General features: G+C 57.2%; 21 protein-coding genes and 1 riboswitch. All 21 genes read right to left on the reverse strand.

Annotated elements, in window-relative coordinates:
- Window positions 1-44: 44 nt before the first annotated feature.
- The 21 genes from DNH61_RS08430 to DNH61_RS08530 all read right to left on the reverse strand — a co-directional run bounded on the left by DNH61_RS08430 (window position 45) and on the right by DNH61_RS08530 (window position 24895).
- A complete protein-coding gene (locus tag DNH61_RS08430) occupies window positions 45-752 on the reverse strand; it encodes an adenosylcobinamide amidohydrolase (protein ID WP_111146221.1) in 708 nt (235 codons plus the stop codon).
- Window positions 752-2461: a cobyric acid synthase gene (locus tag DNH61_RS08435; protein WP_111146222.1), complete on the reverse strand. Its 1710-nt coding sequence runs from the start codon at window positions 2459-2461 to the stop codon at window positions 752-754. The genes DNH61_RS08430 and DNH61_RS08435 overlap by 1 nt, the downstream gene beginning before the upstream one ends.
- On the reverse strand, window positions 2382-3494 hold the full coding sequence (gene cobD / locus DNH61_RS08440; RefSeq protein ID WP_111146223.1) for a threonine-phosphate decarboxylase CobD: 1113 nt from the start codon (window positions 3492-3494) through the stop codon (window positions 2382-2384). Before cobD ends, DNH61_RS08435 begins: the two co-directional genes overlap by 80 nt.
- Window positions 3495-3519: 25 nt before the next feature.
- On the reverse strand, window positions 3520-4392 hold the full coding sequence (locus DNH61_RS08445) for an adenosylcobinamide-GDP ribazoletransferase (protein ID WP_111146224.1): 873 nt from the start codon (window positions 4390-4392) through the stop codon (window positions 3520-3522).
- A complete protein-coding gene (gene cbiB / locus DNH61_RS08450) occupies window positions 4374-5357 on the reverse strand; it encodes an adenosylcobinamide-phosphate synthase CbiB (protein ID WP_111146225.1) in 984 nt (327 codons plus the stop codon). Before cbiB ends, DNH61_RS08445 begins: the two co-directional genes overlap by 19 nt.
- Window positions 5358-5360: 3 nt before the next feature.
- Window positions 5361-5963 carry a bifunctional adenosylcobinamide kinase/adenosylcobinamide-phosphate guanylyltransferase gene (gene cobU, locus DNH61_RS08455; protein WP_111146226.1) on the reverse strand — a complete coding sequence of 201 codons (603 nt, stop codon included), beginning with the start codon at window positions 5961-5963 and terminating at the stop codon, window positions 5361-5363.
- A gap of 12 nt (window positions 5964-5975) precedes the next feature.
- Window positions 5976-7034: a nicotinate-nucleotide--dimethylbenzimidazole phosphoribosyltransferase gene (cobT, locus tag DNH61_RS08460; protein ID WP_111146227.1), complete on the reverse strand. Its 1059-nt coding sequence runs from the start codon at window positions 7032-7034 to the stop codon at window positions 5976-5978.
- A gap of 21 nt (window positions 7035-7055) precedes the next feature.
- Window positions 7056-7841 carry a heme ABC transporter ATP-binding protein gene (locus DNH61_RS08465; protein WP_111146228.1) on the reverse strand — a complete coding sequence of 262 codons (786 nt, stop codon included), beginning with the start codon at window positions 7839-7841 and terminating at the stop codon, window positions 7056-7058.
- Window positions 7838-8878: a FecCD family ABC transporter permease gene (locus DNH61_RS08470; protein WP_111146229.1), complete on the reverse strand. Its 1041-nt coding sequence runs from the start codon at window positions 8876-8878 to the stop codon at window positions 7838-7840. Before DNH61_RS08470 ends, DNH61_RS08465 begins: the two co-directional genes overlap by 4 nt.
- A gap of 12 nt (window positions 8879-8890) precedes the next feature.
- Complete coding sequence (locus tag DNH61_RS08475; RefSeq protein WP_111146230.1) at window positions 8891-9925, reverse strand: ABC transporter substrate-binding protein; 1035 nt, start codon at window positions 9923-9925, stop codon at window positions 8891-8893.
- Between the two features lie 185 nt (window positions 9926-10110).
- Window positions 10111-10335: riboswitch (cobalamin riboswitch) on the reverse strand.
- Between the two features lie 107 nt (window positions 10336-10442).
- Window positions 10443-10754 (reverse strand): rhodanese-like domain-containing protein, encoded by a 312-nt coding sequence (locus DNH61_RS08480; protein ID WP_111146231.1) that lies wholly within the window; start codon window positions 10752-10754, stop codon window positions 10443-10445.
- A complete protein-coding gene (locus tag DNH61_RS08485; protein WP_111146232.1) occupies window positions 10729-11136 on the reverse strand; it encodes a DnaJ family domain-containing protein in 408 nt (135 codons plus the stop codon). The genes DNH61_RS08480 and DNH61_RS08485 overlap by 26 nt, the downstream gene beginning before the upstream one ends.
- A gap of 215 nt (window positions 11137-11351) precedes the next feature.
- Window positions 11352-14318, reverse strand: a complete 2967-nt coding sequence (locus DNH61_RS08490) for a VWA domain-containing protein (RefSeq protein WP_111146233.1) — start codon at window positions 14316-14318, stop codon at window positions 11352-11354.
- Entirely contained in the window at window positions 14302-16362 is a 2061-nt protein-coding gene (locus DNH61_RS08495; protein ID WP_111146234.1) for a vWA domain-containing protein, read from the reverse strand. The genes DNH61_RS08490 and DNH61_RS08495 overlap by 17 nt, the downstream gene beginning before the upstream one ends.
- An 81-nt stretch (window positions 16363-16443) precedes the next feature.
- On the reverse strand, window positions 16444-17457 hold the full coding sequence (locus DNH61_RS08500; protein WP_111146235.1) for a DUF58 domain-containing protein: 1014 nt from the start codon (window positions 17455-17457) through the stop codon (window positions 16444-16446).
- Complete coding sequence (locus DNH61_RS08505; RefSeq protein WP_111146236.1) at window positions 17451-18440, reverse strand: AAA family ATPase; 990 nt, start codon at window positions 18438-18440, stop codon at window positions 17451-17453. The genes DNH61_RS08500 and DNH61_RS08505 overlap by 7 nt, the downstream gene beginning before the upstream one ends.
- Before the next feature lie 24 nt (window positions 18441-18464).
- Window positions 18465-20105: a hypothetical protein gene (locus DNH61_RS26285; RefSeq protein ID WP_181438625.1), complete on the reverse strand. Its 1641-nt coding sequence runs from the start codon at window positions 20103-20105 to the stop codon at window positions 18465-18467.
- 33 nt (window positions 20106-20138) lie between these two features.
- Window positions 20139-21041: an ABC transporter permease gene (locus tag DNH61_RS08515; protein WP_111146237.1), complete on the reverse strand. Its 903-nt coding sequence runs from the start codon at window positions 21039-21041 to the stop codon at window positions 20139-20141.
- The gene (locus tag DNH61_RS08520; protein ID WP_111146316.1) at window positions 21038-21970 is read right to left on the reverse strand and encodes an ABC transporter ATP-binding protein; all 933 of its coding nucleotides are present in this window, start codon (window positions 21968-21970) and stop codon (window positions 21038-21040) included. The genes DNH61_RS08515 and DNH61_RS08520 overlap by 4 nt, the downstream gene beginning before the upstream one ends.
- A 50-nt stretch (window positions 21971-22020) precedes the next feature.
- Window positions 22021-24441, reverse strand: coding sequence for a DUF7408 domain-containing protein (locus tag DNH61_RS08525; protein ID WP_146240969.1), 2421 nt, complete (start codon window positions 24439-24441; stop codon window positions 22021-22023).
- A 142-nt stretch (window positions 24442-24583) separates the two neighbouring features.
- Window positions 24584-24895 carry a YbjQ family protein gene (locus DNH61_RS08530; RefSeq protein ID WP_111146239.1) on the reverse strand — a complete coding sequence of 104 codons (312 nt, stop codon included), beginning with the start codon at window positions 24893-24895 and terminating at the stop codon, window positions 24584-24586.
- Window positions 24896-24905: the final 10 nt, after the last annotated feature.

A 24905-nucleotide genomic window follows, 5' to 3' on the forward strand; every position in this document is an offset into this window, starting at 1 on the left:
GCACCCTGGGCGCTCTTATTCGAGCCTTGAAGCCGGGTGACTAACTATTTATCGGTATACGAAGCGGATTCTTTAACCGTCAGATAGACAAGCCGGCCGGCCGCATGCCCGACTGCCGCCGCCGTTCCGCCATACACATGCTCGACGCCGTATCTACGGCTCTGCGTAGCGGCAACCACAAGCGCATCGGTCGTTGTACCTGTTGCGAGCTTGCCCGCCGATTCTGCATCTCGAACATCAAGATCCCATAGTGCCGAAGATTTGGCTTCTGTAGCTGTACACATCAGGTTCAGCATGGCGGCAGGCGAGATCAGACCATCCAGAAAAATCAGGGTGTTGATTGTACCCGGTCGATAGGATGGGAAGACGGCGCGGGGAATCCCTGCTTTGGCAGCGTTGCCGAGTCCAGCAGTTGTGCATACAACCATTCTGAAGCCTTCTCCAGCTGCTTCGTGGACAGAAGCACGCGTCAAGTCCGCTGCGGTCAGCAGGCCGATTGTACGGGCAACGCTCATGCCCTGTATGGATACATAGCCCTGCAGATCCGTCACCGGATCTGAGCAGTCATAATCAAGCTCTACCCGCCGGTTAATGAATGTATCAGCTTGACAGAATCCGCCATTAAGAATAGCGCTGCTGGTGCATTCGAGTGTTCCTGCACCCGTCACACGAATAGCATCTTCCCGGAGGGCGAATGTCAGCTCAGGCCAGCACTCTGCATGATACAAGCGTTCTGTGCGAAAGGGCTGCATTATTCGTTCCTCCCCAGTCCCGCAATCGTATAAATTACATCCATATCCAGATGCTGCCTCACATGGTCAGCCAGCCGGTCAAACGCGGCTTCGCGCCGCTCTCTGAAACGCAGCAGCGGCTTAATCGGCTGCAGTCCGCGTGCTGCCCGCAGTTCGTTCAGCCAGGCTCTGCGGAAATCATCGTTGTGCAGAACACCATGCAGAAAGGTGCCCCAGATTCTGCCATCCCCGCTTGCCGCACCCTCGGCATAAGCAGGTTCATCTTGATTCTGTCCGCTCCATGTCCGTACATGCGCCTCCTCCCGTGCAAGCAGGAACGGCTGGTCGTAATCTCCCTCACTGCGGACTTCTCCCATGTGAATCTCATAACCGGCAATGGGATGCTTGTCCTGCCAGCCCGGCAGCCGGGCCTCACCCTGCACCCTGACCGTTCTCTTCTCAGCAGCGAATACGACTGCGAACGGGAACCAGTTCAATGCCGCTGTCTCTTCCTTATCCGACTCTATCTTCATTGGATCAAGCAGGCGGCTGCCCATCATCTCGTATCCTCCGCATATGCCGGCTACCCTGCCGCCGCTTGCGGCATATTCATGAAGCCGTCCGGCCAGGCCGCTCTGCTGAAGAAACAGCCAGTCCTCTACGGTGTTCTTGCTTCCGGGTATAATCACAGCATCAGGCCGTCCAAAGTCGCATGCCTCCGCCACATACCGGACCCGGACATCGGACTCGTAATACAGAGGATCTATATCAGTAAAATTGGAGATGCGCGGCAGGCGGAGAACCACGATATCAAGCAGTCCGTCAGGAGAGCCGCAGCCCTCTTGAAGGCCGGATGCCGCCCCGGTGCCTGCCCTGCTGCCGCTGCAGATGAGCCCGTCTCTGGCCACCCGGCTGTCAAGCGAGAGAGAATCCTCATCCTCGAGACCCAATGCATCGAGATAGGGTATGACACCAAGCACCGGCTTGCCTGTCTTTTGCTCCAGGAAATCCAGCCCAGGCTGCAGCAGCGAAACATCTCCGCGGAATTTGTTAATGACAAACCCGGCAACCCGGTCCCGCTCATGCGGCTCCAGCAGCTCCATCGTGCCGACAATCGAAGCGAATACTCCGCCTCTGTCGATATCGGCGACTAACAGCACAGGCGCTTCCGCCCATGCTGCCATCCGCATGTTGACGATTTCCCGGTCCTTCAGGTTAATTTCCACGGGGCTCCCTGCCCCCTCCAATACAACGATATCATAGGAATCTCTTAATCTGCCGATTGCGTCCTGCACAATTGCCTCAGCCTCTGCGAGATACTCTTCTCTGTACGCTCTAGCGTTATAATCCCGCAGCGGCTTCCCGTGAACCACGACCTGCGAGGTCATATTTCCTTTTGGCTTAAGCAGAATCGGGTTCATATCTGTGGTCGCCGCAATCCCGCACGCATCAGCCTGCATGCCCTGCGCCCGGCCGATTTCCTTGCCATCCCAGGTGACATAGGAATTCAGCGACATGTTCTGTGATTTGAATGGTGCTGTCCGATAGCCGTCCTGGGTAAAGATCCGGCAGAGCGCCGTGGTCAGCAGACTTTTGCCTGCATCGGACGTTGTTCCCTGTACCATCAGCGTCACAGCCTTATGAGCACGTTCATTTAACTTCAAGCCCTGCACCAGCCTTTCCAGTATCAGATGCCAGACAAGCCTGCAGCGCAGCCAGCAGACGGTCATTATCTCTCCTTAGCTTGACGGCTACACGGCAGTATTGGGAACCCAGCCCGGCAAACAAGGAGGCATCCCTGATCAGCACGCCCTTCCGCCCCATCGCCCGCTGCAGATCACCCGCAGTCAGCCCTGTCTCCGTGGGCAGAGAGAATAAGATATAGTTCGCTTCGCCGGGATACACCCGAAGTCCCAGCCGGCCAAGCTGCTCCGCCAGATAAGGACGCTCAGCGGCCAGCCACTCCAGGGTCCTCTCGGCAAATCCGCTGTCCTCCAGCGCCGCCTCGCCAATTGCCTGAGCCAGCGAATTGACACTCCAGGGCACCTGAAGCCAGCGCATTCCCCGGACAACATCAGGATGGGCTATCGCATATCCCAGCCTGATTCCGGGTACCGCATAGAATTTCGTCATCGAGCGAAGCACCGTCAGCCGTTCATGAACTGCCGCTTCCTTAATCAGAGTCGCCGCTTCTCCATCTGGCATGAAATCTATAAATGCTTCATCAAGCACGACCGTATGGCCGTCATCCAGGAGGCGCCGGATGAGCGCAGGCTCTACCCGCCGTCCGGTCGGATTGTTGGGAGAGCCGAATATCCATAGAGAGGGTCTGGCCTCCACCGAGTCCGCCGCTCTCTCATTGAAGGCAAACTGCTCTTCTTCAAGCAGCGGCACATTCCATACCTGCCCCCCGGCCTTGTGTACAGCATCTGAGTATTCAATAAAGCTTGGCGCCGGTACTGCTGCCGCCTTCGGCTGCTTTACGCGTATAATCAGGTCAATGAGCTCCGCCGCTCCATTGCCGATCAGCACACTCTCCTCCGGCACACCATGCAGGCTGGCAAGCTTGGCAATCAGTCTTCTCGATGCGGGATCCGGATAAGCTGTTATGATCCGTGCATAGTCCTGTATAACAGCGAGAACCGCCTGCGGCGGACCAAGCGGGTTCATATTGGAGCTGAAATCGAGAAAATCCGCGGCTGTTCCGCCAAATGCTTCCTGCGCGGTTAACAGGTCCCCGCCATGTCCAAACCTCTCAAGCATTCTCATCCTCCTCTTGCTGATCGGGTCATGCTGGAGACAGAGCAATAACTGCCGCAAGCAGTAGCCCCGCCTCAACCCACTCATTCTGGGCGCCGTATGTATCACCCGTCTGCCCTCCAAGCTTGCGGGCCAGCCACCAGGCTAGAGGCAGCCCGAACAGCACGGCAAGCAGCGGCCACTGCAGAAGACTGAGCCATATGGAGCCTGCTGCGCCAACATTTCCAGCGCCGCTGCTAATCTCAGCATTCCAGCCGTAAATACCTGGCAGATCCGCTCTCCCGGCCAGCATCATAATGGCAGCCGTCACTACAAGGCCGGTGACAGCCGAAGCCGATGCATGCTTGAAGCCAACCTTCTGATACAGCTGGCCAAGTCCTTCTGTGCGCGCATGAGGCCAGCCGGCAATTGATACGGTCATCCACCAGCGGCTCCAGACAGGGACACATGCCAGTACGGCGGCAGCTGCCAGGCTTCGTCCAATCTCCAGCAGCGCGGCTATCGCCGCAAATTTGAACAGCAGCAGCAGGACGGCGGCAATGACGCCCATCGCCCCAACCCGGCTGTCCTTCATAATTTCGAGCATTCTTTCCCGCGAACGATGACTGAGTACGCCATCCGCTGTGTCCATCCAGCCATCCATGTGCAGGCCGCCCGTGAGCATGGTCCACAGCCCGGTAATAATGACAGCAGCCGGCAGCACAGGGAGCCACTCCGCAAGCAGCCATGCTGTTCCTCCTGCCGTCAGGCCAATCAACGCCCCGCTCACCGGGAAGAACAGCGTGCTCCACGCCGCCGTTCTCTGATCGAACGGTACGGCGACCGGTACCGGAAACCGGGTCAAGAACTGCACGGCCATGACAAGACCCTGCAGTGCGCTTTTTAATGCAGCCACAGCCATATCACCGCTCCTCCCGCGAACCAGATTACACTTACGATATATAACAGCCTGCAGGCATCCATTATGTCTTCGCGATTCAGCGGCCGAATCGGCCAGCCCATCCTGGCCCGCTCGTTAGGCTGACCGAAATACCGGTTGATTCCGCCAAGCTCAATACCCAGGGCACCAGCTACTGCCGATTCCGGAATGCCGCTGTTCGGGCTTGGATGCAGCCGGGCAAACTGCCTGATGGAGCGCAATGCCCGTGCCGCTGACATGCCCCGGCAGACAGCCGCCGATAGCACCAGCAGCAGCCCGGTGAGCCGGGCCGGAATGAAATTCAGCCAATCGTCTAAACGTGCCGAGAACCAGCCAAAATCTATGTATTTGCCGTTCTTGTATCCCACCATTGAGTCCAGCGTATTGGCGGACCTGTACAGCATGGCAAGCGGCGCCCCGCCGAGCAGTGCGAAGATCAGAGGAGATACGAATGCGTCTACTGTATTTTCCGCTACTGTCTCAACCGCTGCCCGCGCAGTTTCCGCTTCTGTGAGATCATTCGTATCCCTGCCGACAATATAGCCGGTATACAGGCGTGCGCTCTCCATATCACCGGCCTTGAGAGGCTTGTAAACCTTCATCGCCGCATCCTTCAGCCCTCTCGCAGCAATCGTCGTTGATATGAACCACACCTCAAGCGCAAATCCCAGCCATGTATGAATCCGGTATCCGGTCCATATGATTGCCGCCATAATGCCGAAGGAAGCCAGTATCGTAATCAGAGCGAGCAGTGCGCCGCGCAGCCGCTGGCCCGAAGCCGTTCCTCCCTCCTCCGGCGAGCGGTATAACCGCTTCTCCAGACGGGATATCAGCCTTCCGATCAGAATAACCGGGTGTACAGGCCACCTTGGATCGCCCACAACCCAATCCACAACTATTGCACAGCTGATCAACAGGGCTATATCAGGCAGAGAGTGAACCAGCATGTTCTACAGCTCCTCCCAGCGGAACGCAACTGTCTTCAAATCTACCGGTATCCCCGCCGTCACGAGAAAAACCCGTTCGCTAACCTCAGCTATTCGCCGGTTCAGGCGTCCTGCATGATCCCTGAACCGGCGGCCAAGCGGATATTCCGGTACAATTCCGCTGCCAACCTCGTTCGTCACCAGAATAAGCGGACAGCGGACAGCCGCAGCGGCGGCAGCCAGCTCTTCCATCTTGGCATTCAGCTGCTCATCCCGCTCAGAACGTGACAATTGCATGTTTTCCTCCAGGAGCAGCATCTGATTCGTCAACCATAACGTCAAGCAATCCACGAGGATGGACGGCGCATCGGATTCTTCTCCTCCAGCGGCGTGACTCTCATCCAGCTGCAGCAGTAAATCCGCAAGACGCAGCGGCGCCTCAATCGTCTCCCAGGAGAAGCCAGATTCCATCCTCGCAGCCTGATGCAGCGCAACACGTTCTTCCATCTCGCCATCATAAGGCTGAGAAGTCGCCACATAGATTCCCCGGCTGCCCAGCCTGGACGCCAGCTCCTCGGCGAAACCGCTCTTCCCGCTGCGCGCGCCGCCAGTTACAAGATAGGCCATTGCTTTAATCACCTAGCCTTTCGTTACACCGGCGCTCTCGAAGGTTGCCATCTCGGACTGAAGGCGAACAGCCGCTTCTATAAGATGAAAGGCCAGAACGGCGCCAGTCCCTTCACCAAGCCGCATATCCAGCTTGAGGAACGGCGCCAGTCCAATCTCTTCCAACAGCTTGCTGTGACCACGCTCATGCGACTGATGGGAGCCGATCATATAAGCTGCCGAGGCAGGACACAGCCGGGCAGCCGCGAGAGCAGCGGCGGAAGAGATGAAGCCGTCAATGACAATCGGTTTTCGCTCGGCAGCAGCACCCAGAATCAGTCCTGTCAATCCAGCGATCTCAAGCCCGCCGACCTTCGCAAGCACGTCAAGCGGGTCTGCAGCGTCCGGCTCGTTCTGCTTGATTGCCCGGGCGATCACTTCGATTTTGTGGCCCAGACGCTCATCACTGATACCGGTTCCGCGCCCGGCAGCATCCTCCACCGGAACGCCCGCCAGCACCGCATAGACTGCCGCACTGGCAGTTGTGTTGCCGATCCCCATCTCACCCGTTGCCAGCAGCTCCACTCCCTTGCCTGCAAGCTCTTCCGCGATTCTGGCACCGGCAAGGACAGCCTCCACCGCTTCTTCCCGGGTCATGGCAGCACCTTTCGCCATGTTAGCTGTGCCTCTCCTGACATTTCGCTGCAGCAGTCCGGGATGCTCCAGCGGTGAGGCCATGCCAATATCGACACAGATTATCTCCGCGCCTGCCTGCCGTGCCAGAACATTAACCGCCGCACCGCCAGCGAGGAAATTGGCCACCATTTGCGGGGTGACCTCCTGCGGGAATGCACTGACTCCCTCCTCGCATACTCCATGGTCGCCAGCCATCACGACAACCGCCTTGCGTTCAACAGATGGTAAGGTCTGTCCTGTAATGCCTGCTAGCTGCTTAACGATATCTTCGAGCCTGCCCAGGCTTCCCGGAGGCTTCGTCAAGCTGTCCAAACGCTGGGCGGCCGCTGCAGCTGCAGCTTCATCGAGTCCTCCTACACGACTGATAACGGCCCGCAGTTCCTGTTCTCTTCCCATCTTCGCACTCTCCCCATCTCATCATTCTAAATCCTTGCCCCGCCGCAGCAGCACCTGCGGAACGCCATGCTCCGGATGCCGCAGCACAATCGGATCCGCGCCGTAAACACTACGGATCAGATCCGCTGTCAGCACCTCTTCCGGCGTGCCTGATGCAGCAATTTTGCCGTCTTGAAGGACGATGAGCTCGTCACAGTATTGTGCAGCCAAGTTAAGGTCATGAAGTACGGCTGCTACGGTCAAGCCTTCGTTCTTCTGCAATCGCCGCACCGTATCGAGCAGCTGCACCTGATAGCCGATGTCGAGGTAGGTCGTCGGCTCATCCAGCAGGATCAGCTGCGGCTGCTGCACGATGACCTTCGCTAACGCCACTCGCTGTCTCTCGCCCCCGCTAAGCTGGTTCAACCGCCGGCTCTCCATTCCGTGCAGGCCTACAAGCTCTAGAGCCCTGTCCACCAGCTCCTCCGCATCCTCCTCCTCTTGGCCCAGCCAATTCTGAAACGGATAACGGCCCATAGCCACAATCTCACGCACGGTAAAAGCCGCCTTCGGCAGCGCTTCCTGCTGCAGCACGGCCAGCCAGCGGGCCAGCTCTTTACGTCCATATTGTTCGATCGGCCTGCCGCGAAGCCGGATCCGGCCTGACTGGTATGGCTCCACCCCCGACAGCAGACTGAGCAGCGTAGATTTGCCCGCACCATTGGGGCCAATAATGCCGTACATCCTGTTCTCTCTCCATGTAAAAGAGATGTCCTGCAGAATATCTCTGCTGCCAATACGCTTATGTACCTGCTCCACTTCTATCATGCGCTGCCCTCCTTAAGCCCGGCCTTGCGCCGCTTGAGCAAGTACGCAAAGAAAGGCGCTCCAACTAGAGCGGTAAGCACGCCGAGCGGAATCTCCTTGGGACTAAGCGCCATGCGGGCAAGCGTGTCAGCCCACAGCACATAAATGCCGCCAAGCAGGGCGGACAGCGGAACAATCAGCCTGTAGTCGGGTCCGGCTATAAGCCGGACCAAATGAGGCACGACCAGGCCGACAAAGCCGATGACACCGGTCACCGATACGGCTGCCGCGGTTAACAGCGTGCTGATGACGAGCACTGCCAGCTTGGTACGCTCGACGCGTACGCCCAAATGCGCGGCCTGCCGCTCGCCTAATACCATCAGATTCATAGGCTGGGCAAATGCGGCGATTGCCGGCAGCCCCAGCAAGGCAAACGGGATCATGAGCAGCACATGCTCCCAGCCCCGCTTGGCAAGACTGCCCATCAGCCAGTATAGAATTTCATTCACCACGCTGTTCGACATGGAAATCATCAGCGATACGAATGAGCCTAGAAAAGCCTGTATAATAACACCGGATAAGATCAGCGTTTCAAGCTCCACCCGTCCTTCGGTTCGCCCCAGCCAGAATACAGCAAGCAGCGTCGCAAGTCCGGTCGCGAATGCAATGGCCGGAACCGTCCACATGCCCAGCACCGCCTGGAAGCCCATAAGAATGATAAATGCGGCACCAACCGAGCTGCCCGAAGCGACACCGAGCGTGTAGGGATCAGCCAGCGGATTCCGCAGCACACCCTGAAACCCCGCGCCGGCAAGTCCAAGACAGGCGCCTACTAATACAGCCAGAATAACCCGGGACAGTCTGACCTGGAGGACGACGGCCTCTTCCAGCCTGGTCCACTGGGGCGGGGAATCTGCGTTCCAGGGGAGCTGATGAAGAAGAATCGCCCACACTTTGCCAACCGAAAGCCCCGCCGAGCCAAATGACAGCGTTACAACAACAGATACAGCAAGGAGAAGCATTGCTGCTCCTCCATAGGCTGTTATTTTCAGTTTCATGATGTATGTCTGTTAGAAGCGGTCCGGATGAATCGCCTTCGCGACTTCAAGCAGGCCGTCTGTCAGACGCGGGCCAACCCGGACAAGCGGATCATTGGAAACTGCATGGACCTCGCCATTCTTGACCGCTGCGATTTCATTCCAGCCCGGACGGCTGTTGATGGCGTCAATGATTGTGGTGTCCTCGCCCATATCGGGGTAGATAATGACATCGGGATTCGCCTGCAGAATCTTCTCGGCATCCATCGCGAACCAGCCCTCCTGGTCTCCGGCTACATTCTCACCGCCTGCCAGTGTAACCACTTCGTCAAGGAACTTACCCTTGCCGACTGTCCAGCCCGGTGAGAATTCCAGATACACCTTCTTGACCGGTGCTCCTTTTACAGCTTCCAGCACAGTCTGCAGCTCAGTTCTCATTTCCTCCGCGACTTCCTGTGCCTCCTGCTGGCGATTCACGATCACGCCAATCTGCTCAATGTGGGCAATCGTCTCTTCGATTGTCTTAGGCTCAGAAGCAAACACCGTTACTCCCATCTTGCGAAGAGCTTCAACAGTTGATCCATTCATGCTGCCGTTCGCGATGACAAGATCCGGATTAAGTCCGGCCACGGCCTCAATGTTTGTGTCCATACCGCCGACTTTCGGCTTGTCTGCTACTTCCTCGGGATAATTGCTGTTGTCGTCAACGCCCGCTACCTGCTCGGATGCGCCAATCGCATACAGAATTTCCGTTTCGCTCGGAACCAGCGACACAACCCGCTCAGGCTCCTGTGCAATTACAACTTCGGTGCCTGTAGAATCAGTCAGAGTAAGCGGATAGGTTGTCTCACCTGCCGGTTCGGCTTCCGGTTCAGCCGGCGCCTCATCCGCAGCACCAGCGTTTCCTGTTGACCCGCTCTGCTGGCTCGCTTCTGTGTTGGTCTGGCTTCCGTTCCCCGTCTTATCGCCGCTTCCGCAGGCGGCAAGCAGGGCCAGCGTCAGTACGAGCATAGCCGTAAGGAGTACCTGCCTATAGCGGGAGTGGAATTTCGTGTTCTGTTCAGTCATGGTGTATCATCCTCCTGTAGTAAATAAGTGATAAAAAAAGAAAGAACATTCCCGACGGGAGTGTCGGAAATGTTCGTTGTCTCAACTGCCGAGTAGGCAGAACGTCTACGTATCCGGTTGTCCAGGCGGGACGGATTCGCAAGGCATGAGTCAATCTCCAACACTTCCCTAGATCCGCGTAGGTAGCGTTAATCCGGGTTCAGGCAGGTGTCTGACTAGAGCCTTGCAAGCGGACGTCCTCCCGGTTACCCGGTGCAAAACGCGGCGCTTGTCCATCCTGTATGCTCGATAGGCATAAGCAGGCAGCTCGTTACAGTGGCGGGACCGTGCCGGAATCTACCGGACTTCCCTATTAAGCCGCCTCCCGCCTGTCAGGCAGGAGATTCGGCACCTGTTCCCTAATCGATGAAGTTGTTTCTGCAATGGTTACTATAGCACTGAACGGCATTTATTGTCTACAGCCTGCACTTATCGCTAAACGGTCAAGCTGCGCTTACCGTTCAGCCTGTCTGCATCCTTATTCGCCGGAAACGGTCGCTTCCATCCAGCTCAGCATGCCGCCAGTGACATTAGTCACTGATACACCTTGAGCGTGCAGATAGTCACACACCTTGCCGCTTCTGCCGCCGCTTCTGCAGATCAGAATGACAGGCTCCTCACCGGCATTCAGCTCATCGAGGCGGTCTTCAAGCTCTGACATCGGTATCAGTCTTGCCTCGGCGATATGCTCTTCCTGCCATTCATCCCGCTCGCGCACGTCCACAAGATTAAGCTTCTCTCCCTTGCGAAGACGCTCTGCCAATTCAGTCGTTGTGATCTCTGGATACATCTCTGCTCTCTCCTTCCAATTGTCGCTTCACTTGTTCCTTATACTGGCCGAATGCGCCGCTGTCCGTGAAGCCGCGCTGTTCCATTAGCAGCCTGTAACGGAGCTGCTTCTCCGTCAGCTGTCTGCGCAGCTCTTCCTTCCCGGCTTCACTCGTACCCATTCGGATCATATCCTGCAGTGTAACCATTTCCTTGGCCAGCTGTACCTCTTCCGGCACGATACCGGCATTCTTAAGCATAATGTAGCCTGACCTCAGCTCTTCAGGCACATGGGACAGGTCGTCCAGCTTGAGGGGCTTGCCTTCTCCAGGAAGGTTCTTAAGCTCGCCCCGTTCGATCGCTTCGCGTATCTTCTCTTCCGCCATCCTGCGCATATATTCCATGCTGACACCCTCCTGGCTGTACACCCGGTGTAGGTTTTGTCACTAGCATTGTATCGCTTCCGGGTTATGGAAGTCCAGTAGTTCCATTAGCATTCATGGTGCAGGCAAGTTCATTCTTGTCCTATACAGGCACAACAACTTGTATGAAGCCCAAATAAACAAGCCGCCCGTCTGAAACCGTGCTGACCGGCATCGGTTCAAACAGGCGGCCCGCTTCACGGTCTGCCTCTCTTCTTGGCTGCAAGCAGCCGGTTCATGGTACTGCTTCCGCTCTTATCGTCGGCGGATGGTTCGTCAGCCGTCGAATCACGCTTAGGCTTGGGCTCCGGCTTGAATTCTGGCTTGAGCTTTGACTTAGGCTCTGACTTCGGCTCTGGGTTCGGGTTTGGCATGCCGGCTTGGGCTGTCTTGTGAAGCCCGGACTGCTGCCTGACCGTATCCCTCTGCGCTTCGGTTGTTCGTCCATGTTCCTCTGTACGGCCTGGCAGCCGAACGGACCTGCTCTTGCTGTTCTGAAGCCTGGCAAGCACGTCAGTTCCCGCTGCAGGGCCTTCTCGGGCCAGCCGTCCCTGGCGCCTGAACAGCAAGGCAAACCAGGCTCCAATTCGATCCCAAGGCAAGGATAACCGGCGTACAGCAATGTCAAGCAGCCACAGGATCAGGCTTGCTAGGAGAAGCAGCCGGGATATGTCCAGCCACTCTCTGCTGGATTCAGCAGGTATACCAAATGCTTCTTCCGGCCGGTCAGCCGCCAGAACCCGGCCGCCAGTCAGTTCGGCCAGCTGCTTCAGTCTGGCAATCCCGTCTTCGGGAGTCAGCTTGTATTCAGGCGAATAGGGGACGACAAAACCGGTCGTCACAGCGGACTCGAACTCCTGCGCTTTATCATCATCATCTGGGCTGCCGGCCACGGTATCTTCTGTGTGCTCACGAATCTGTGCCATATAGACACCAGGAGCTGCTGCAGGAAGAGTTGCCGTGTAGCTCCCTCCGCCGGCCGGCAGCGGTTCAACGACAAGCCGGCTCCCCAGCTCATCGGTAATAACCGACGAAATCGAAGGAATAGTTGAGTCCGAGGCGCCAGTAGCCTGGAATTCCAGCATAGTATCCTGACCGGACTGCTGCGCGCTGATCTGGTAGGGATCGCTCGTGAACTGCGGGAATGTCCACTTCACCCACTGCACCAGCACCTCCGGAAATTCCGGCCACTGCGTCCAATCTCCGGCCCACTTGCCTTGAGCGTCACTGGTCCAGGCCACCGACCGGCCGGAGCCGAACTGCCATCTTGCCAGCAGCGGGTCGCCCATAGGCGTAACAAGCACCGATTCCGCTGTATCCTTAGCCGTTGTGGCTACGTACGCATCAACAGCCGGAACCCCGCCCTCGAAGAGGTAGCGCCAGCCGCCTGCGCTGCCCAGCACTGGCGTGAAACGATTTTCTACAATATAAGTCCGCGACATCATAACGGCTTCACGGCTGAAGATCGCCGGTATCGTGCTTTGGTCATTCGTAAAGTAGTAACGGCCTTTCGCCTGTTCAGCAAGCCGGGACAGCAGAGCTGTATCCGAACCATCCCCAACGGCAACCGTGGACATCGTAATTTGCTCTTCTACCATCGTGTTCGTAAGCTTCTGGTACCCGGAGTTGCCTGCAGACTGGCCATCTGTCAGCAGAATAATATGCTTGCGTTCGGCTTCCACATCAAGCATCCGGTTAAGGGCAGTGCTTACCGCGGGATAAATTTCCGTGCCGCCGTCAGCCTGAATGCCCTGAATGGCATTATTCACCGCGTCCCTCTCGGTAAGCTTAACCGGCTCGATTACCCACCACGGCGAGCCGTCAAAGGCAACCACTCCTACGGTGTCCTGATCCCGCATCAACTCTACAGTACGGAGTGCCGCTTCCTTGGCCAGTTCCATATTACCGCCCTGCATACTGCCTGATTTATCAATGACCAGGATCAAGGCCAGGGACGGCAGCTGACGCCTGCCCTGAAGCTCCATATGGACCGGCAGCGCACGCTCAACCGGCGTCTTGAAGTACCCGCCAAGTCCGTAGCTGTCTTCCCCGCCCAGCATCATAAGCCCGATGCCATAATCTCTGACCGCGGTCTCCAGATGTTTCATCGGGCCTCCGGCTATACGTGTAGCGGGAACATTATGAAGGATGATGCTGTCATACCCGGCGTAATCGGCAAGCTCGGCGGGAAGCTGCTCTGGGAGTATGAGCTCGTATGGTATCAGTGAAGCCTTAAGCGCTTGCGTGATATTGGCGGAGCTGCCGCTCTGCCCTTCAACAATCAGAACCTTCGGAGGACCATCCACACGGCTGAATGCATAGGCAGCATTATTGGCTGCCTGCTCATCCTCAGCTGCATTAATCTCAGCCCTGTAGCGGTGAATTCCAGGCTCGGTCGCCACACTCTGCAGCGCAAACCTGTTCTCGCCTCGCTCCAATACAACCGTCTCAACTGCCTTCTCCCGGTTATCTTCATACAGCCGCAGCTCGGCTTCACCGGATATCGTGCTCTGTACGGTAATTTCTAATGTAAATTTTTCGCCAAGCTTAAGGGAAGCCGGAACAGTCAGGGAGTCTACCGCCGCATCCATACGCTCAGCTGCCGGGTACGTTACAACATCCACAATGATTCCCTGCTCAGCAAGGCGCTTGCCCTGCTTCAGAAGATCTCCGACATTATCCTCGCCGTCCGAGAGGAGAATAAGCCGGCCGCCTCCCTGCAGCAGGCTTGCCCCCAGCTGCAGACCGCTTGCGGCATGGCTGAACGAATCATTGACGGCTGCCCGGAACGGGAAGGTGCTGGCTGGTTCAGCTGACAACGTCCGTTCGACCATGGCCTGCAGTCCGTAAGAGACAACGGCAGCCCGATCTGCGGGATCCTTGGTTTCCAGTGCAGACACGATCCACTCTCCCAAAGCTGTGCCCGCCTGCATGCTGGCCGACCGGTCCGAGACAAAGACGATATCCCGGTGTTCATATTCAGCATAAGGCCGCATACCGGCTGTCACCATAATCAGCAGAATGACAATCAGCGACCGGATAACGACAGCTGCCGCCTTCCTGAATCCTGTCAAGCGCTGTGCAGACCAGATGGTCCAGTAAATAAAGACAGCAGCCGGAATGAAGAGCAGCAGTGCCAAAGGCTGATCAAACTGCACTCCCACGCCGGTACACCCCCCATTCCAGTGCCATCAGGATGAGTAAAAGCGCGGCAATCCATGGTGCAAGCATGAGCTTGCTGCCGCTCTCTGCAGCTTCTGTCTGTTCATGTCCAGATGCACCCGTGCTGCTGCCTCCTTCATCCCCGGTGATGCCGGCTTCAGCTTCGCTGCCTGCATCTGCTCCCGCATCAGGACTCTCAGGTCCCGGCTGAACCAATCCTGGCATACTGCCCGTCTCACTTGCCTGCCTGCTCTCTGCCGGGTCAGCAGAAACAGCGAGCAGTCTGGAGCCCAATGTCTCACGGCCCGGGCCTGTTTCCACCAGCCTGTACAGACCAGGATGGCGGGGAGCTGCTTGAACAGTAGACAAGGCTCCGTCTTCGTCCTGCTGAAGATCAGACGGATAGGCTGAGGCGGCAGCCTCTGACCCCTTCCAGCCGGGAACCGCTTCAACGAGCTCCCACTCAGCCGCAGATGCCGCAGGATTCATGCTGATCTCCAGCTGCTGTCCGGCTGCCGCCTGTCCCAGGTGAGACACAAGTCCGCTGTTCATCCATTCCGCTGCTTGTGCAATCAGGATCGGAAATTCCGGGCGCAGCGGCAGATCTGAGTCCCTGATATCAAAGGCAAATACAATGCCGGGTTTGCCGTCCGTCATCCCCGCGTACAGGGCCGGAACGGTCCCGTAGACTAACAGCGGCTTGCCGGGAGCCCCGGGAATCGGTTCTGCCAGCTGTGCAATATGGGTATCCTTCATGTCCAGGTACCGGGTGACCGGATGCTCCATCCGTTCGATGCTCCCGTTCTTGGGCTCTATACCCTTCGCTCCAGCAGGCGGTTGCTCGGCCGACCATATTCGCCATATCGGCTTATGCTTCATGAGCTCCTGCCATGCAGCCGAGTCGAGAGAGTGGTCAGGTACACTGTCGATGACGATCCAGTCAATAGAAGCTGCCGTGCTGCCGTCCGGTTCATACCGCTGCGGGTCAGCCAGGACAACCTGGACTCCGGCAAGGCGCAGCGCCTTCTCCAGGAAGAGGTTCCCGCTGCTCACAAGGAGTGCTCTCGGCAGGCCTGACGATACGGGAAAGCCATAAGCCGTATTGTCCAGCTTGTAGCTGTCTTCTATATCAAGCACTGCCTTATAGTAATCAGCCTTGGGCAGATCTGCAGCCTTATAAGAATGCCGCTTGCCCGCCTGCAGCGTGAATGGCTCTGTATGGACCGGCCGGGACGTATCACTGGTATAAATATGCCATCGTCCGCTGGCTGGCCGGTCTCCGTAGTTAATAATCGTAACCAGTCCTGTCTGGTCCGATTGGTTAACGGAGGACTCAGGCTGAATACCGAAGCCCGCAATAGCTGTGTTCGTAAAGCTGTCTGCTTCTGTAGACCCCTTCATGCTGATAATGGAGAGAGGGTGAACAGTCTCTGCTGCCATCTGATTGCCGGTACGGTCTGTAAAAAGCAGGATGCTGCCCTTCGGCTCATCCCTCAGGACCGCATCGGCCAGTGACAGGGAAGCCTGTAAATCGGCGGAGCCGAACTCCAGCTCCAACCCGTTAATAAGATCAGCTGACAACCCGCGTTCTTGTCCGCCTGCTGCTATGATTTCCGGCTCTGCCCCCGCCTTGATTAAGGTTACAGGCTTATCAGCCGGCTGCAGGTCAAGCCATTCCTTCATCGCCAGCTTGGCAGCTGCAAAATAGCTGCCTGCTTCAACGCTCTCCCCGTCCGCGCCGCTCATGCTAGCCGATGCATCCAGGACAAGGACGGCCGGATCCTCTGTAACGCCGCCCGCGGCATCGACATAAGGCTCCATCAGAGCCAGGACCAGCAGCGCGGCAGCAAGCAGCTGCAGCAGCAGAAGAAGCTGCCTCCTCAGTCTCTGCCACGGCCGGTTGGCCTCCTGCTCTCTTAGAACTCTCCTCCACAGCAGACTGCTTGATACAGTTGTGTCCACATAGGTGCGCTTCAGCATATATAAGAGCACGATAAGCGGCAGTGATAGAGCAAACCATAATGATGCCATCGAACCGATCTGCATGTGTCCACCCTCCTTCCGGCTTGTGTTGCAGCCAACGGCTTACTCTGCGGGCATTGCTCCGGCCGCCGGTCCACTCTTCCACTATCCCTTCAGCAATCCCTGCTGATGGAATTGCTTGAGGACCGTCTCAGCGAATGGCACCCCGGTATCCACCTGTATGTATGCACACCCGCAGGCGGAGCACAGCTGGCGTATATATTCGCAGTGCTCCGCAAGAGCAGCCTGATAGGCCTTCAAGACAGCCGGCCCCACAGCCACTTCCTTGCCGCTGCCCGTCTCAACATCGATCAGTCTGCGTTCGCCGGTTAGTTCCGGCTTAAGCTCACCCGGCCCAAGCACGTGGACGAACACCACATCCTGTCTGGCGGCCGTGAGCGCCGACAAGGCTTCCTCGATCCCCGATTCATATAGACCATCGGTAAACACCCAGCTCTGACCGGGTGTCCTCGGCATCACTCCAGGAAGGCGGAAAGGCTCGCTCAAGGCTGCGTTCCCTTGCACGGCTGGTTCCCGGGCTGCATCTGCCGCAGCAGCCGCCTGGGTCAAGAACGCAAACAGCCGGGCTGCAGAACCGCGGCCGCGGAGCGGAGGCATTCTGTTTACAGCCCGGTCTTCGAATATGGCAGCCTCAACCTTGTCCTCGCCCGCCAGCCCCGCATAGCCGATACAGGCGGCAAGGCGCAGGGCGTACAGCAGCTTGTTCGTGCTGTGCATGCCGAGCATCCCTTTTTGTCCGCCAGATCCAGTCGGGGGAAGCTCAGCGGACTCGAAGCACATGGAACGGGAAACATCCACCCACAAGCGGACCGCAATTTCCTGTTCATCCCAGAACTGGCGGATATACGCTCTGCCTGTGCGTCCATACACATTCCAGTCGATCCGGCGGAAGTCGTCTCCCGGGGTATAGGCGCGGTAATCGGCAAACTCCAGCGAGCTGCCAAGTGCATTCGACTTCCGTTTCCCCTGCATCGTTCCCCTTACCCGGCTCCTTGAAGCAATCGTCATCCGCTCCAGCCTGTGAAGCAGCGACAAATCCGGAAACAGTTCTCCTGGCGCCTGTCCTTTTACCGCTTCTCCAGCTCCGTCTGTCACCATCCCGCCTCCACTGTCTGAATGATCTGCCTGGCAATCTCATCCTGGCTGATCCCAGAAGCCAGTCCCTCATAGCCGAGCACAAGCCGGTGACGCAGAACTGGCACCGCCGCTTCCCGGATATCCTGGCGGGAAACGTGCAGCCTTCCGGCCAGCAGAGCCCTCACCTTCCCTATCGCCACCAGCGCCTGCACACCGCGCGGGCCCGATCCATAGCGGACATATTGGCGCACAAGGTCCGGTGCAGCTGCTTCATGCGGGTGAGAAAGCAGGATCATCTGCACGGCAGCTTCCAGAACCTCCTCTGCTAGCAGGACCTCCTTGGCGTATGCCTGAACTGTCTTAAGCAGCTCGGCATCCCCAACACAGGAAGCTGCCGCCTGCTCGGCCGACGTTGTGCGCTGAACAATTTCCTTCAGCTCCTCCCGGCTTGGATAGGAGACATTTATTTTGAGCAGAAACCGGTCCAGCTGCGCCTCCGGCAGCGGGTAAGTTCCTTCCTGCTCAACCGGGTTCTGCGTTGCCAGCACGAAGAAAGGCTGCGGCAGGCTGTGCGTAGCCCCTCCCGCGGTTACCGTCTTCTCCTGCATAGCCTCAAGCAGCGCGCTCTGCGTCTTGGGCGTTGCCCGGTTAATTTCGTCTGCAAGAATCAGATTGCCGAATATCGGCCCGGGCTGAAACCGGTAAGACGTTCGCCCCTCTGTTCCAAACTCGACAAGCTGGGTTCCCGTAATATCTGAAGGCATAAGATCAGGTGTAAACTGAATGCGGGAAAATTGCAGATCAAGCGTGTCCGCGATCGTCCGGATAAGCATGGTCTTGCCAAGTCCCGGGATCCCTTCCAGCAGAGCATGGCCGCCTGCTACAAGACACCACAGCAGCTGTTCCACAGTCTCCTGCTGGCCAACTATGACTTTTCCGATCTCCTGCCTGATCTGGTCAAACCGGCTGACCGCTGCCTGTACCTCGGTTTTGGATTGTATCATATCACTTCAACCTCCTGCAGCCTGTCAACGTTCTGGCTGAATTTCGTCAAAATAATCACGGACACGCTGCTGCATGGATTGCGGCAGCGGACTGCGGGAGAGCGCCTCCCGTGCCTCCGCTTCATACTCGGTATATACTTCCTCATAGCTCCTGGCTCCGCCGTCGTACACAAGAGATTGGCCGCCCTTCTGAACCTGGCCGCCGGTTACCGGTCCTGCATCGCTCTCCACGGTACCTTCCCCGGTCAACGAGCGGGGAGTCGTGACGAGACCTCGGCCGCCGCTGCCGAAGCCAGCACCGCTCCCGGTACCCGATCCGCTTCCGCTTCCAGATCCGCTTCCGGACCCCGTACCGCTCCCAGAGCCCGTACCGCTTCCGGTACCCGTGCCGCTTCCGGACCCCGTGCCATTCCCGAACCCTTGGCTGCCATCGCCTGCTGCAGCAGAACCGTTCCCGGCTGAGCTGCCGCCTGTTCCGGCCTGGCCGCCGCCGCTGGCTGCAGACGCCCTGCCGCTGCCAGCCGCAACTGCCAAGGCTTGACTGCTGTCTGCCAGCTGCCCCGCAATTTCCCGGGCCAGACCTTCCATTCCCGCTGCAGCCAATTTAGAAGCCAGTGCCTCATCAAGCTCTCCTATAGCCTCGGCCAGCCTTTCACCAGCAGCTTCATCCATCAAGGCTTCCGCAGCGTCTTCCAGCGCCTGCTTCATCTCCTGCCCGCCGGATGGGGGCATATTGTCAGCCAGCTGCTTCATCATCCCGGCAAGCGCCTTACGCTGCTCCGCCGTCAGCTCCTTCACATCCTGCTTAAACTCTTCTAGCGCTGCCTTGGATGCGGACTTGTCCGCATCCTCGAGCGCCTGTCCCAGCTTGGAGAGCTGAGGTGATTCCTTCATCTGCTCTGCCCACTTCCGAAGCTCCTGCTTGCGCATGTCCAGATCTGCTGCAAGCTGTTCCAAGCGGCGGGCAGCATCCTCCATTTCGGACAGCGCTTCATCTGGCTTATCAAGCTCTCCGAGCCGGTTCCTGAGCTGCTCCAGCGGCTCCGTCAGCGCCTTACGTGTCTCATCCGCAAGCTCGGATTCGTCCAGCTTTTCCTGCAGCTTATCCACCTTCTGCTCAAGCTTCACCAGCTCCTGCCTGGCCGCCGCCGCTTCCGCTATCCGGTTATCCATCGGATTCGGAAGCATGATGAGCACCGCAGCAGCCACGCACAAGGCGGCTGTTCCGCCCGCAAAGCTGACCGCCTTCTTGCCAGAGGGCCAGGGCAGCTTCCGCTGCAGTTCAGCGTTGTAGCCAGCCGCCGCCACAAGCGCATCCTCACGCTGCATACGGGCAACCGCACTGTCCGCCTCCAGCATGTCGAGCGCCGTACAGATGGCATCATCAGTCCCTCCGGCGTCCATCAGGCGTGCAGCTTCACGCTCGCTGACTCCCTTCCACAGCGAGCAGAATAATCCGCCAATGGTGAGCAGCAGCATTCCGGCAAGTGCTGTCCATACCGCATAAGGAATGGGAACGAGCCTGGCGGCCGCCAGCAGTAGCACCGCGAAGCCGCTGCCGGCGAGCAGTCCGCAAGCGGTGAGCCTGACGGACTGCTGCATCAGCATTCTTGCACGCACCTTATGAATCTGCTGCTTCAGACTGGCAGCCGTATCGCCCATCATTTCGCCCTCCCTCTATGAAACAGCCGCTCTGCCCTAGTCTTTTGCTTTCTTCAGGCGAGGACGGATATACCGGATACTCACTGCAATAGACGCACCGGTTATGACGGTAAAGACCAGCAGAAACTCCTGCCACAGCTGAATCGGCGCACTCTGCTGCCCGCTTCCTGTCCAGCCGGCCCGAAAGACAGTGCTGGAAATGCTGGGATCGAACACACTGTACAGGGCTGCTGCCGGGTTTAACCCCAGAATATATCCAATCCAGCTGAAATCTACCGGCGAGGCTGAGCTGCGGTTTATACTCTCCATGATCTGATGCAGCACCAGATACAGGAACGCCGTACCTCCAAACAAGAACAGCATCACGCCATAAGTCACAATAACGGCGATCATCGTCCGCTTGAACAAGGTGGAGAACATAATTCCGAGCGAGCCAATCGCCAGCATTGTAAACAGGTAGAACAGGAATACCATTCCAAGCTGTGCAGGCGAGATGCCGCCGAATAGGAAGACAATGCTGTATACCGGCAGCGTGGCCACGGTGATCAGCAACATGAAGCTGAGAGATGAGACAAGCTTGCTGATAATGATGGTGGCCGAGCTCTGCTGAGTAGTCAGCAGTAGGTTCAAGGTCTGCTTTTCCCGTTCACCGCTAACAACGCCCGCTGTTAATCCCGGCGCCATAAAAGCGATCAGGCCCAGCTGTACCATACTGATAAAGTAAAACATAATGCGGCTCGCGTTCGGGTCGAAGCTGCCGCCACCGCTTGATTCCATCTGGGTGACATACATGAAGCCTAATGCAAGCGTTCCGATTGCGATCAGATAAGCAAGCAGCGCCCACATGGAGCGCGGCGTCCTCATCCTCAGGGTGAACTCCTTGTTCAGCACCGGGTTGATCAATTTGTTGCGCCAAGACTGCCGTTCTGTTCTGCTCATTCGGTGCCGCCGCCTCCCCTCGTGATTTCAAGAAACACATCCTCCAGATTGGTCTGTGCCTCACTGAACGAGATCAGCCGGAACCCGTGCTGGATCATCCCGTGCAGCAGATCCGCCTGCTCCTCGTCATGCCCGCCGAAATGAACATGTATGCCTCTATCATCCCGGCTGACCCGCTTGACATGCGGATGCTCCCGGATATAATCCTCGGCTTCCTGTTCCCTTCCTTCCGTCCGGATAACCAGTATCCGCTTCACTCGCAGCCGGTTCTGGATGTCCTGCACATTGCCCTGCGCCACCATCTCGCCGTGCTCGATAACACCGATTTCATCCACCATCTCGGCCAGTTCGGGCAAAATATGAGAGGAGATAATGATCGTCTTGCCCATCGTCTTGAGCTCCTTGAGAATTTCGCGCATCTCGATTCGGGCTCTCGGGTCGAGACCAGAGGCCGGCTCATCCAGGATCAGCAGCTCGGGATCATGGACAAGGCTGCGTGCAAGGCATAATCTCTGCTTCATTCCCCGCGACAGCGTATCGACATAAGCATTCTTCTTGTCCGTCAGATTGACCAGCTCAAGCAGCTGCGGAATCAGCTGGTCCCGCTCGGACTTGGGAATGCCGTAGCTTGCCGCGTAGAAATGCAGATACTCAATTGCCTTGAACTGGTCATATACACCGAAGAAATCCGGCATATAGCCGATCAGCTTGCGGACCTCTTTCGGATGCTCCGTAACATCATAGCCGCCTACCTTGGCTGTGCCAGAGGTTGGGGCCATCAGGGTCGCCAGAATGGACATGGTCGTTGACTTTCCGGCCCCGTTAGGACCAACGAATCCGAATACCGTGCCCCTGGCGATGGTTAAATCGATAGATTTTAAAGCGTGAAATTGCCCAAACTGCTTGCTCAGAGCCCGGATCTCGATCATCGGCCCGTCAGCCCTCCCGCCGCTGTCCGGCTTACGCTCAGCTGCTGTCCTCATGAACCTGTCACCGTTCCTTTCAGCCCTATTGAAGGAAGTGCATATCTGTATTTACCGGATGATGTGAGCCTCATGAGCACGCCGCCTGTCTCGCTTATATAGTCGACCGCTTTCCCCGGCGGAGATATCTTGGAAGCACTCAAATCCAGCTGCTCCCACTTGCCGGTCTTCACATTGCGGATTTCGATCGTTACAACTGCTCCGGCCTTCGCTTCATAGTTGTATATGTCCAGCTCTTCCACTGCTACTCCGTTCCTAGCAGGGACCATATACTCGAACGTCATTTCGCCTTCCGTCAAATCCAGGGTAGCCGACATATGATCGTAGGAGTAGCTCTGCATGGTAGTATCACGGATAACTGGCGCAATGGAACCCGGAAACACGACATATTTACCGTTTGCGGTACTCGTGTTTAGTGGCTGTGTCCACATCGTGACATCATCCGACGCTACATCCTTTCCGTTAATTATAAGAGAAGCATCCTCCCGCTTGCTGAATCCGACCAGCATAGGAGCCTGCATCGGAAATGCCCCTCGCCTGTTGTTAATATACCAGTCTAACAGTCTTCTCTCCCTAATAAAGGGATCAGCGCCACTCGGGTAGGGGAAAATCTGTATTCCGTAATCATAATAGCCGGCATTCTGATTCCCGGTCAGCGCGACTTGAACCGAGCCAGAGCCTCCTTCCTGCAGGTCGCCAACAGGATAAGCCTGGCCGTTCAGCAGCAAATGGACATCAGTCAGGCTGCTGCCTGTCCGGTTCGTCACCTGGAGCTCCAGCTGCTGGTTATTCTCTTGGAACGCTGTTTCAAGCATCCCCTGTTCCTCCGTGTCCTTCCCGGCAATCCATATTTTCCTGACAGACCAGTACGGTACGCCATTCCACACAACCTCATTCCCGTCACTTCCGGTACGAATCAATGTATCCGCCTTCTTGCTGGGCTCTGCTCTTCCCAAGCTGCCAAAACCGGTTTCTTCCGGGAATGGGACGACAGATGCCTCAGGCTCAAACTGTACGGCAACTCTTCCGCCATCCGGAACAAACATCGCGGCATATAAGGATTCCTTCGCGCCTCCGCTCCCGTCCAGCTCTACAGTCCGCACGTTATGTGCCATCATCTGGTTCTTGTTATCGGCCCCTGCGTAGAAGATCACAACACTGCTGGCAACCGAAACGAGCGGTATAATCCACCATGCCCAACCGCGTCTGTCCACTGCCTTGAGGAGAAGATATAGAGCTGGCGCCACTAGAATAACGTAGATGAGAAAAAAAATAATCAGCATGCCTACGGGTGGAGGCTGTATGGAAGGAAAATAATTGAGCAGGCTGCTGATTTCCCAATAATTAACAGGAGAGGTATAGTCGCCTAGGAAGCCGCCCAGCATATCCGAAGCATGCTGGCTGCCTAGGATGAACGCCCAGAGGGCAGGAGAACCGCTCCATGAAGCGAACGGCTCAAGCGACGGATCGAAGGCGGTGTAGATGATCCGGCCGCTGCCATAAGAAGTATGCGCGGCGATCGGCATCCCGCCTTCCGAAATGCTGACCTGGCCTTCCCTGAGCTTACCGGTGGACACCGTCGGCTGGCTGTCCAGATCCAGCGGCTTGGCAGCACCAATCATGTTAAGCGTATCCGCCGTCTTCAGAACGGATGTTCCTTCCGGAATCACAGGCATAACATCCCGGAACGCTTCAGCGGTCTTCGCGTAGCTTGGGCCGCCGGCAATCGCCAGCCAGCCGCCCCGCTCTACCCATCCGAGCACCGCCTGGACCTTCCGCTCATCCCAGGATCCCGTTGCCACATCGCTCAGCAGGAGGATATCTACTGCCTCAAGCTGCATCGCCGCTTCCGGAAGCTGCTCCTCATCAATAGGGACCATCTTGATGTCATACCCCTTCTGGTTAAGAAGCGGCATGAAGTTAAGCGTATCCGGGTCCCTGGCCACCACTCCAATCGTCGTCTGCTGCACGGCGGCTGCTTTGATATAGGGCTTGCTCGTCAGAAGCTTGACGGCATCGCCCGCTTCCGCACTTCCTTCGTAGAAGGACAGATGGTTGTTGTCCTTGTTGAAGGACATACCGGGAATGGACATGTCCACCTTGATCGGGGTGCCCGGTGGCAGCTCGACAAGCGTGGAGTAGTCTATATTGCGGCCGCTGTCCGGATCAGCTGCTGTAAATACAAGCTCTCCCTTGACCGTCTCGTCCGTCCTGTTCGTCAAGGTCGCCTGAAGACGTGTCCACCGTCCGTCCTTGATTACGCCCTGAATGCCTGCCTCAGCTTCAATTTCAATGCCGGAACCGGCCGGCTCTGCTGATGCTTGCGGGGCATAGACACCCGCGCAGCATAAGAACAGCAGCAGAAGCGTAAGCACTCCAAGCCGCATCTGCCTGCCTTTTTGCTTATTTGCATTCACCTTTGTACTAACCCCTCTCTGCCATAACGGATACTTTTGCTAACTCTGTCACGATAAGGACGATAGCCTCCGGCAAAAAGTTTCAACGAAAAAAGCTGCCCGGGTCCTGATGGACCAAGAGCAGCTCCGCCTTTCTATTTCCTTACACCCTGACAGCCGTTCCGCTTACCGCAACCATGAGCATGCCGTCACGAACGACTTCATAGTCGATGTCAATGCCGACGATAGCATTCGCACCCATACGTCTTGCCTGCTCAATCATTTCCCCGATCGCCAAATCCCTTGCTTCCTTCAGCTTGTTCTCATAGGTGCCTGATCGCCCGCCCACTATATCGGTGATAGAAGCCATGAAATCGCGGACAAAATTCGCCCCCATGATCGCTTCGCCGTTCACAATGCCAACATAATCCGAGATCGGTCTTCCTTCAATCGTTGGTGTTGTCGTAATAATCATCCAAGAACGC

Source organism: Paenibacillus sambharensis, assembly GCF_003233845.1.
GTDB lineage: Bacteria > Bacillota > Bacilli > Paenibacillales > Paenibacillaceae > Paenibacillus_I > Paenibacillus_I sambharensis.

Bases quoted from the DNA above. Each gene is read 5' to 3' on its own strand.
- cobU (WP_111146226.1), bottom strand. From the start codon at position 5,963: ATGGCCTATCTTGTAACTGGCGGCGCGCGCAGCGGGAAGAGCGGTTTC.
- DNH61_RS08500 (WP_111146235.1), bottom strand. From the start codon at position 17,457: ATGGTGACAGACGGAGCTGGAGAAGCGGTAAAAGGACAGGCGCCAGGA.
- DNH61_RS08465 (WP_111146228.1), bottom strand. From the start codon at position 7,841: ATGATAGAAGTGGAGCAGGTACATAAGCGTATTGGCAGCAGAGATATT.
- DNH61_RS08480 (WP_111146231.1), bottom strand. From the start codon at position 10,754: ATGTATCCAGAGATCACAACGACTGAATTGGCAGAGCGTCTTCGCAAG.
- DNH61_RS08515 (WP_111146237.1), bottom strand. From the start codon at position 21,041: ATGAGCAGAACAGAACGGCAGTCTTGGCGCAACAAATTGATCAACCCG.
- DNH61_RS08435 (WP_111146222.1), bottom strand. From the start codon at position 2,461: ATGACCGTCTGCTGGCTGCGCTGCAGGCTTGTCTGGCATCTGATACTG.
- DNH61_RS08485 (WP_111146232.1), bottom strand. From the start codon at position 11,136: ATGGAATATATGCGCAGGATGGCGGAAGAGAAGATACGCGAAGCGATC.
- DNH61_RS08530 (WP_111146239.1), bottom strand. From the start codon at position 24,895: ATGATTATTACGACAACACCAACGATTGAAGGAAGACCGATCTCGGAT.
- DNH61_RS08470 (WP_111146229.1), bottom strand. From the start codon at position 8,878: ATGAAACTGAAAATAACAGCCTATGGAGGAGCAGCAATGCTTCTCCTT.
- DNH61_RS26285 (WP_181438625.1), bottom strand. From the start codon at position 20,105: ATGATGGGCGATACGGCTGCCAGTCTGAAGCAGCAGATTCATAAGGTG.
- cobD (WP_111146223.1), bottom strand. From the start codon at position 3,494: ATGCTTGAGAGGTTTGGACATGGCGGGGACCTGTTAACCGCGCAGGAA.
- DNH61_RS08520 (WP_111146316.1), bottom strand. From the start codon at position 21,970: ATGATCGAGATCCGGGCTCTGAGCAAGCAGTTTGGGCAATTTCACGCT.
- DNH61_RS08505 (WP_111146236.1), bottom strand. From the start codon at position 18,440: ATGATACAATCCAAAACCGAGGTACAGGCAGCGGTCAGCCGGTTTGAC.
- DNH61_RS08445 (WP_111146224.1), bottom strand. From the start codon at position 4,392: ATGGCTGTGGCTGCATTAAAAAGCGCACTGCAGGGTCTTGTCATGGCC.
- DNH61_RS08475 (WP_111146230.1), bottom strand. From the start codon at position 9,925: ATGACTGAACAGAACACGAAATTCCACTCCCGCTATAGGCAGGTACTC.
- DNH61_RS08430 (WP_111146221.1), bottom strand. From the start codon at position 752: ATGCAGCCCTTTCGCACAGAACGCTTGTATCATGCAGAGTGCTGGCCT.
- cobT (WP_111146227.1), bottom strand. From the start codon at position 7,034: ATGGGAAGAGAACAGGAACTGCGGGCCGTTATCAGTCGTGTAGGAGGA.
- DNH61_RS08495 (WP_111146234.1), bottom strand. From the start codon at position 16,362: ATGCAGATCGGTTCGATGGCATCATTATGGTTTGCTCTATCACTGCCG.
- cbiB (WP_111146225.1), bottom strand. From the start codon at position 5,357: ATGCTGGTTCACTCTCTGCCTGATATAGCCCTGTTGATCAGCTGTGCA.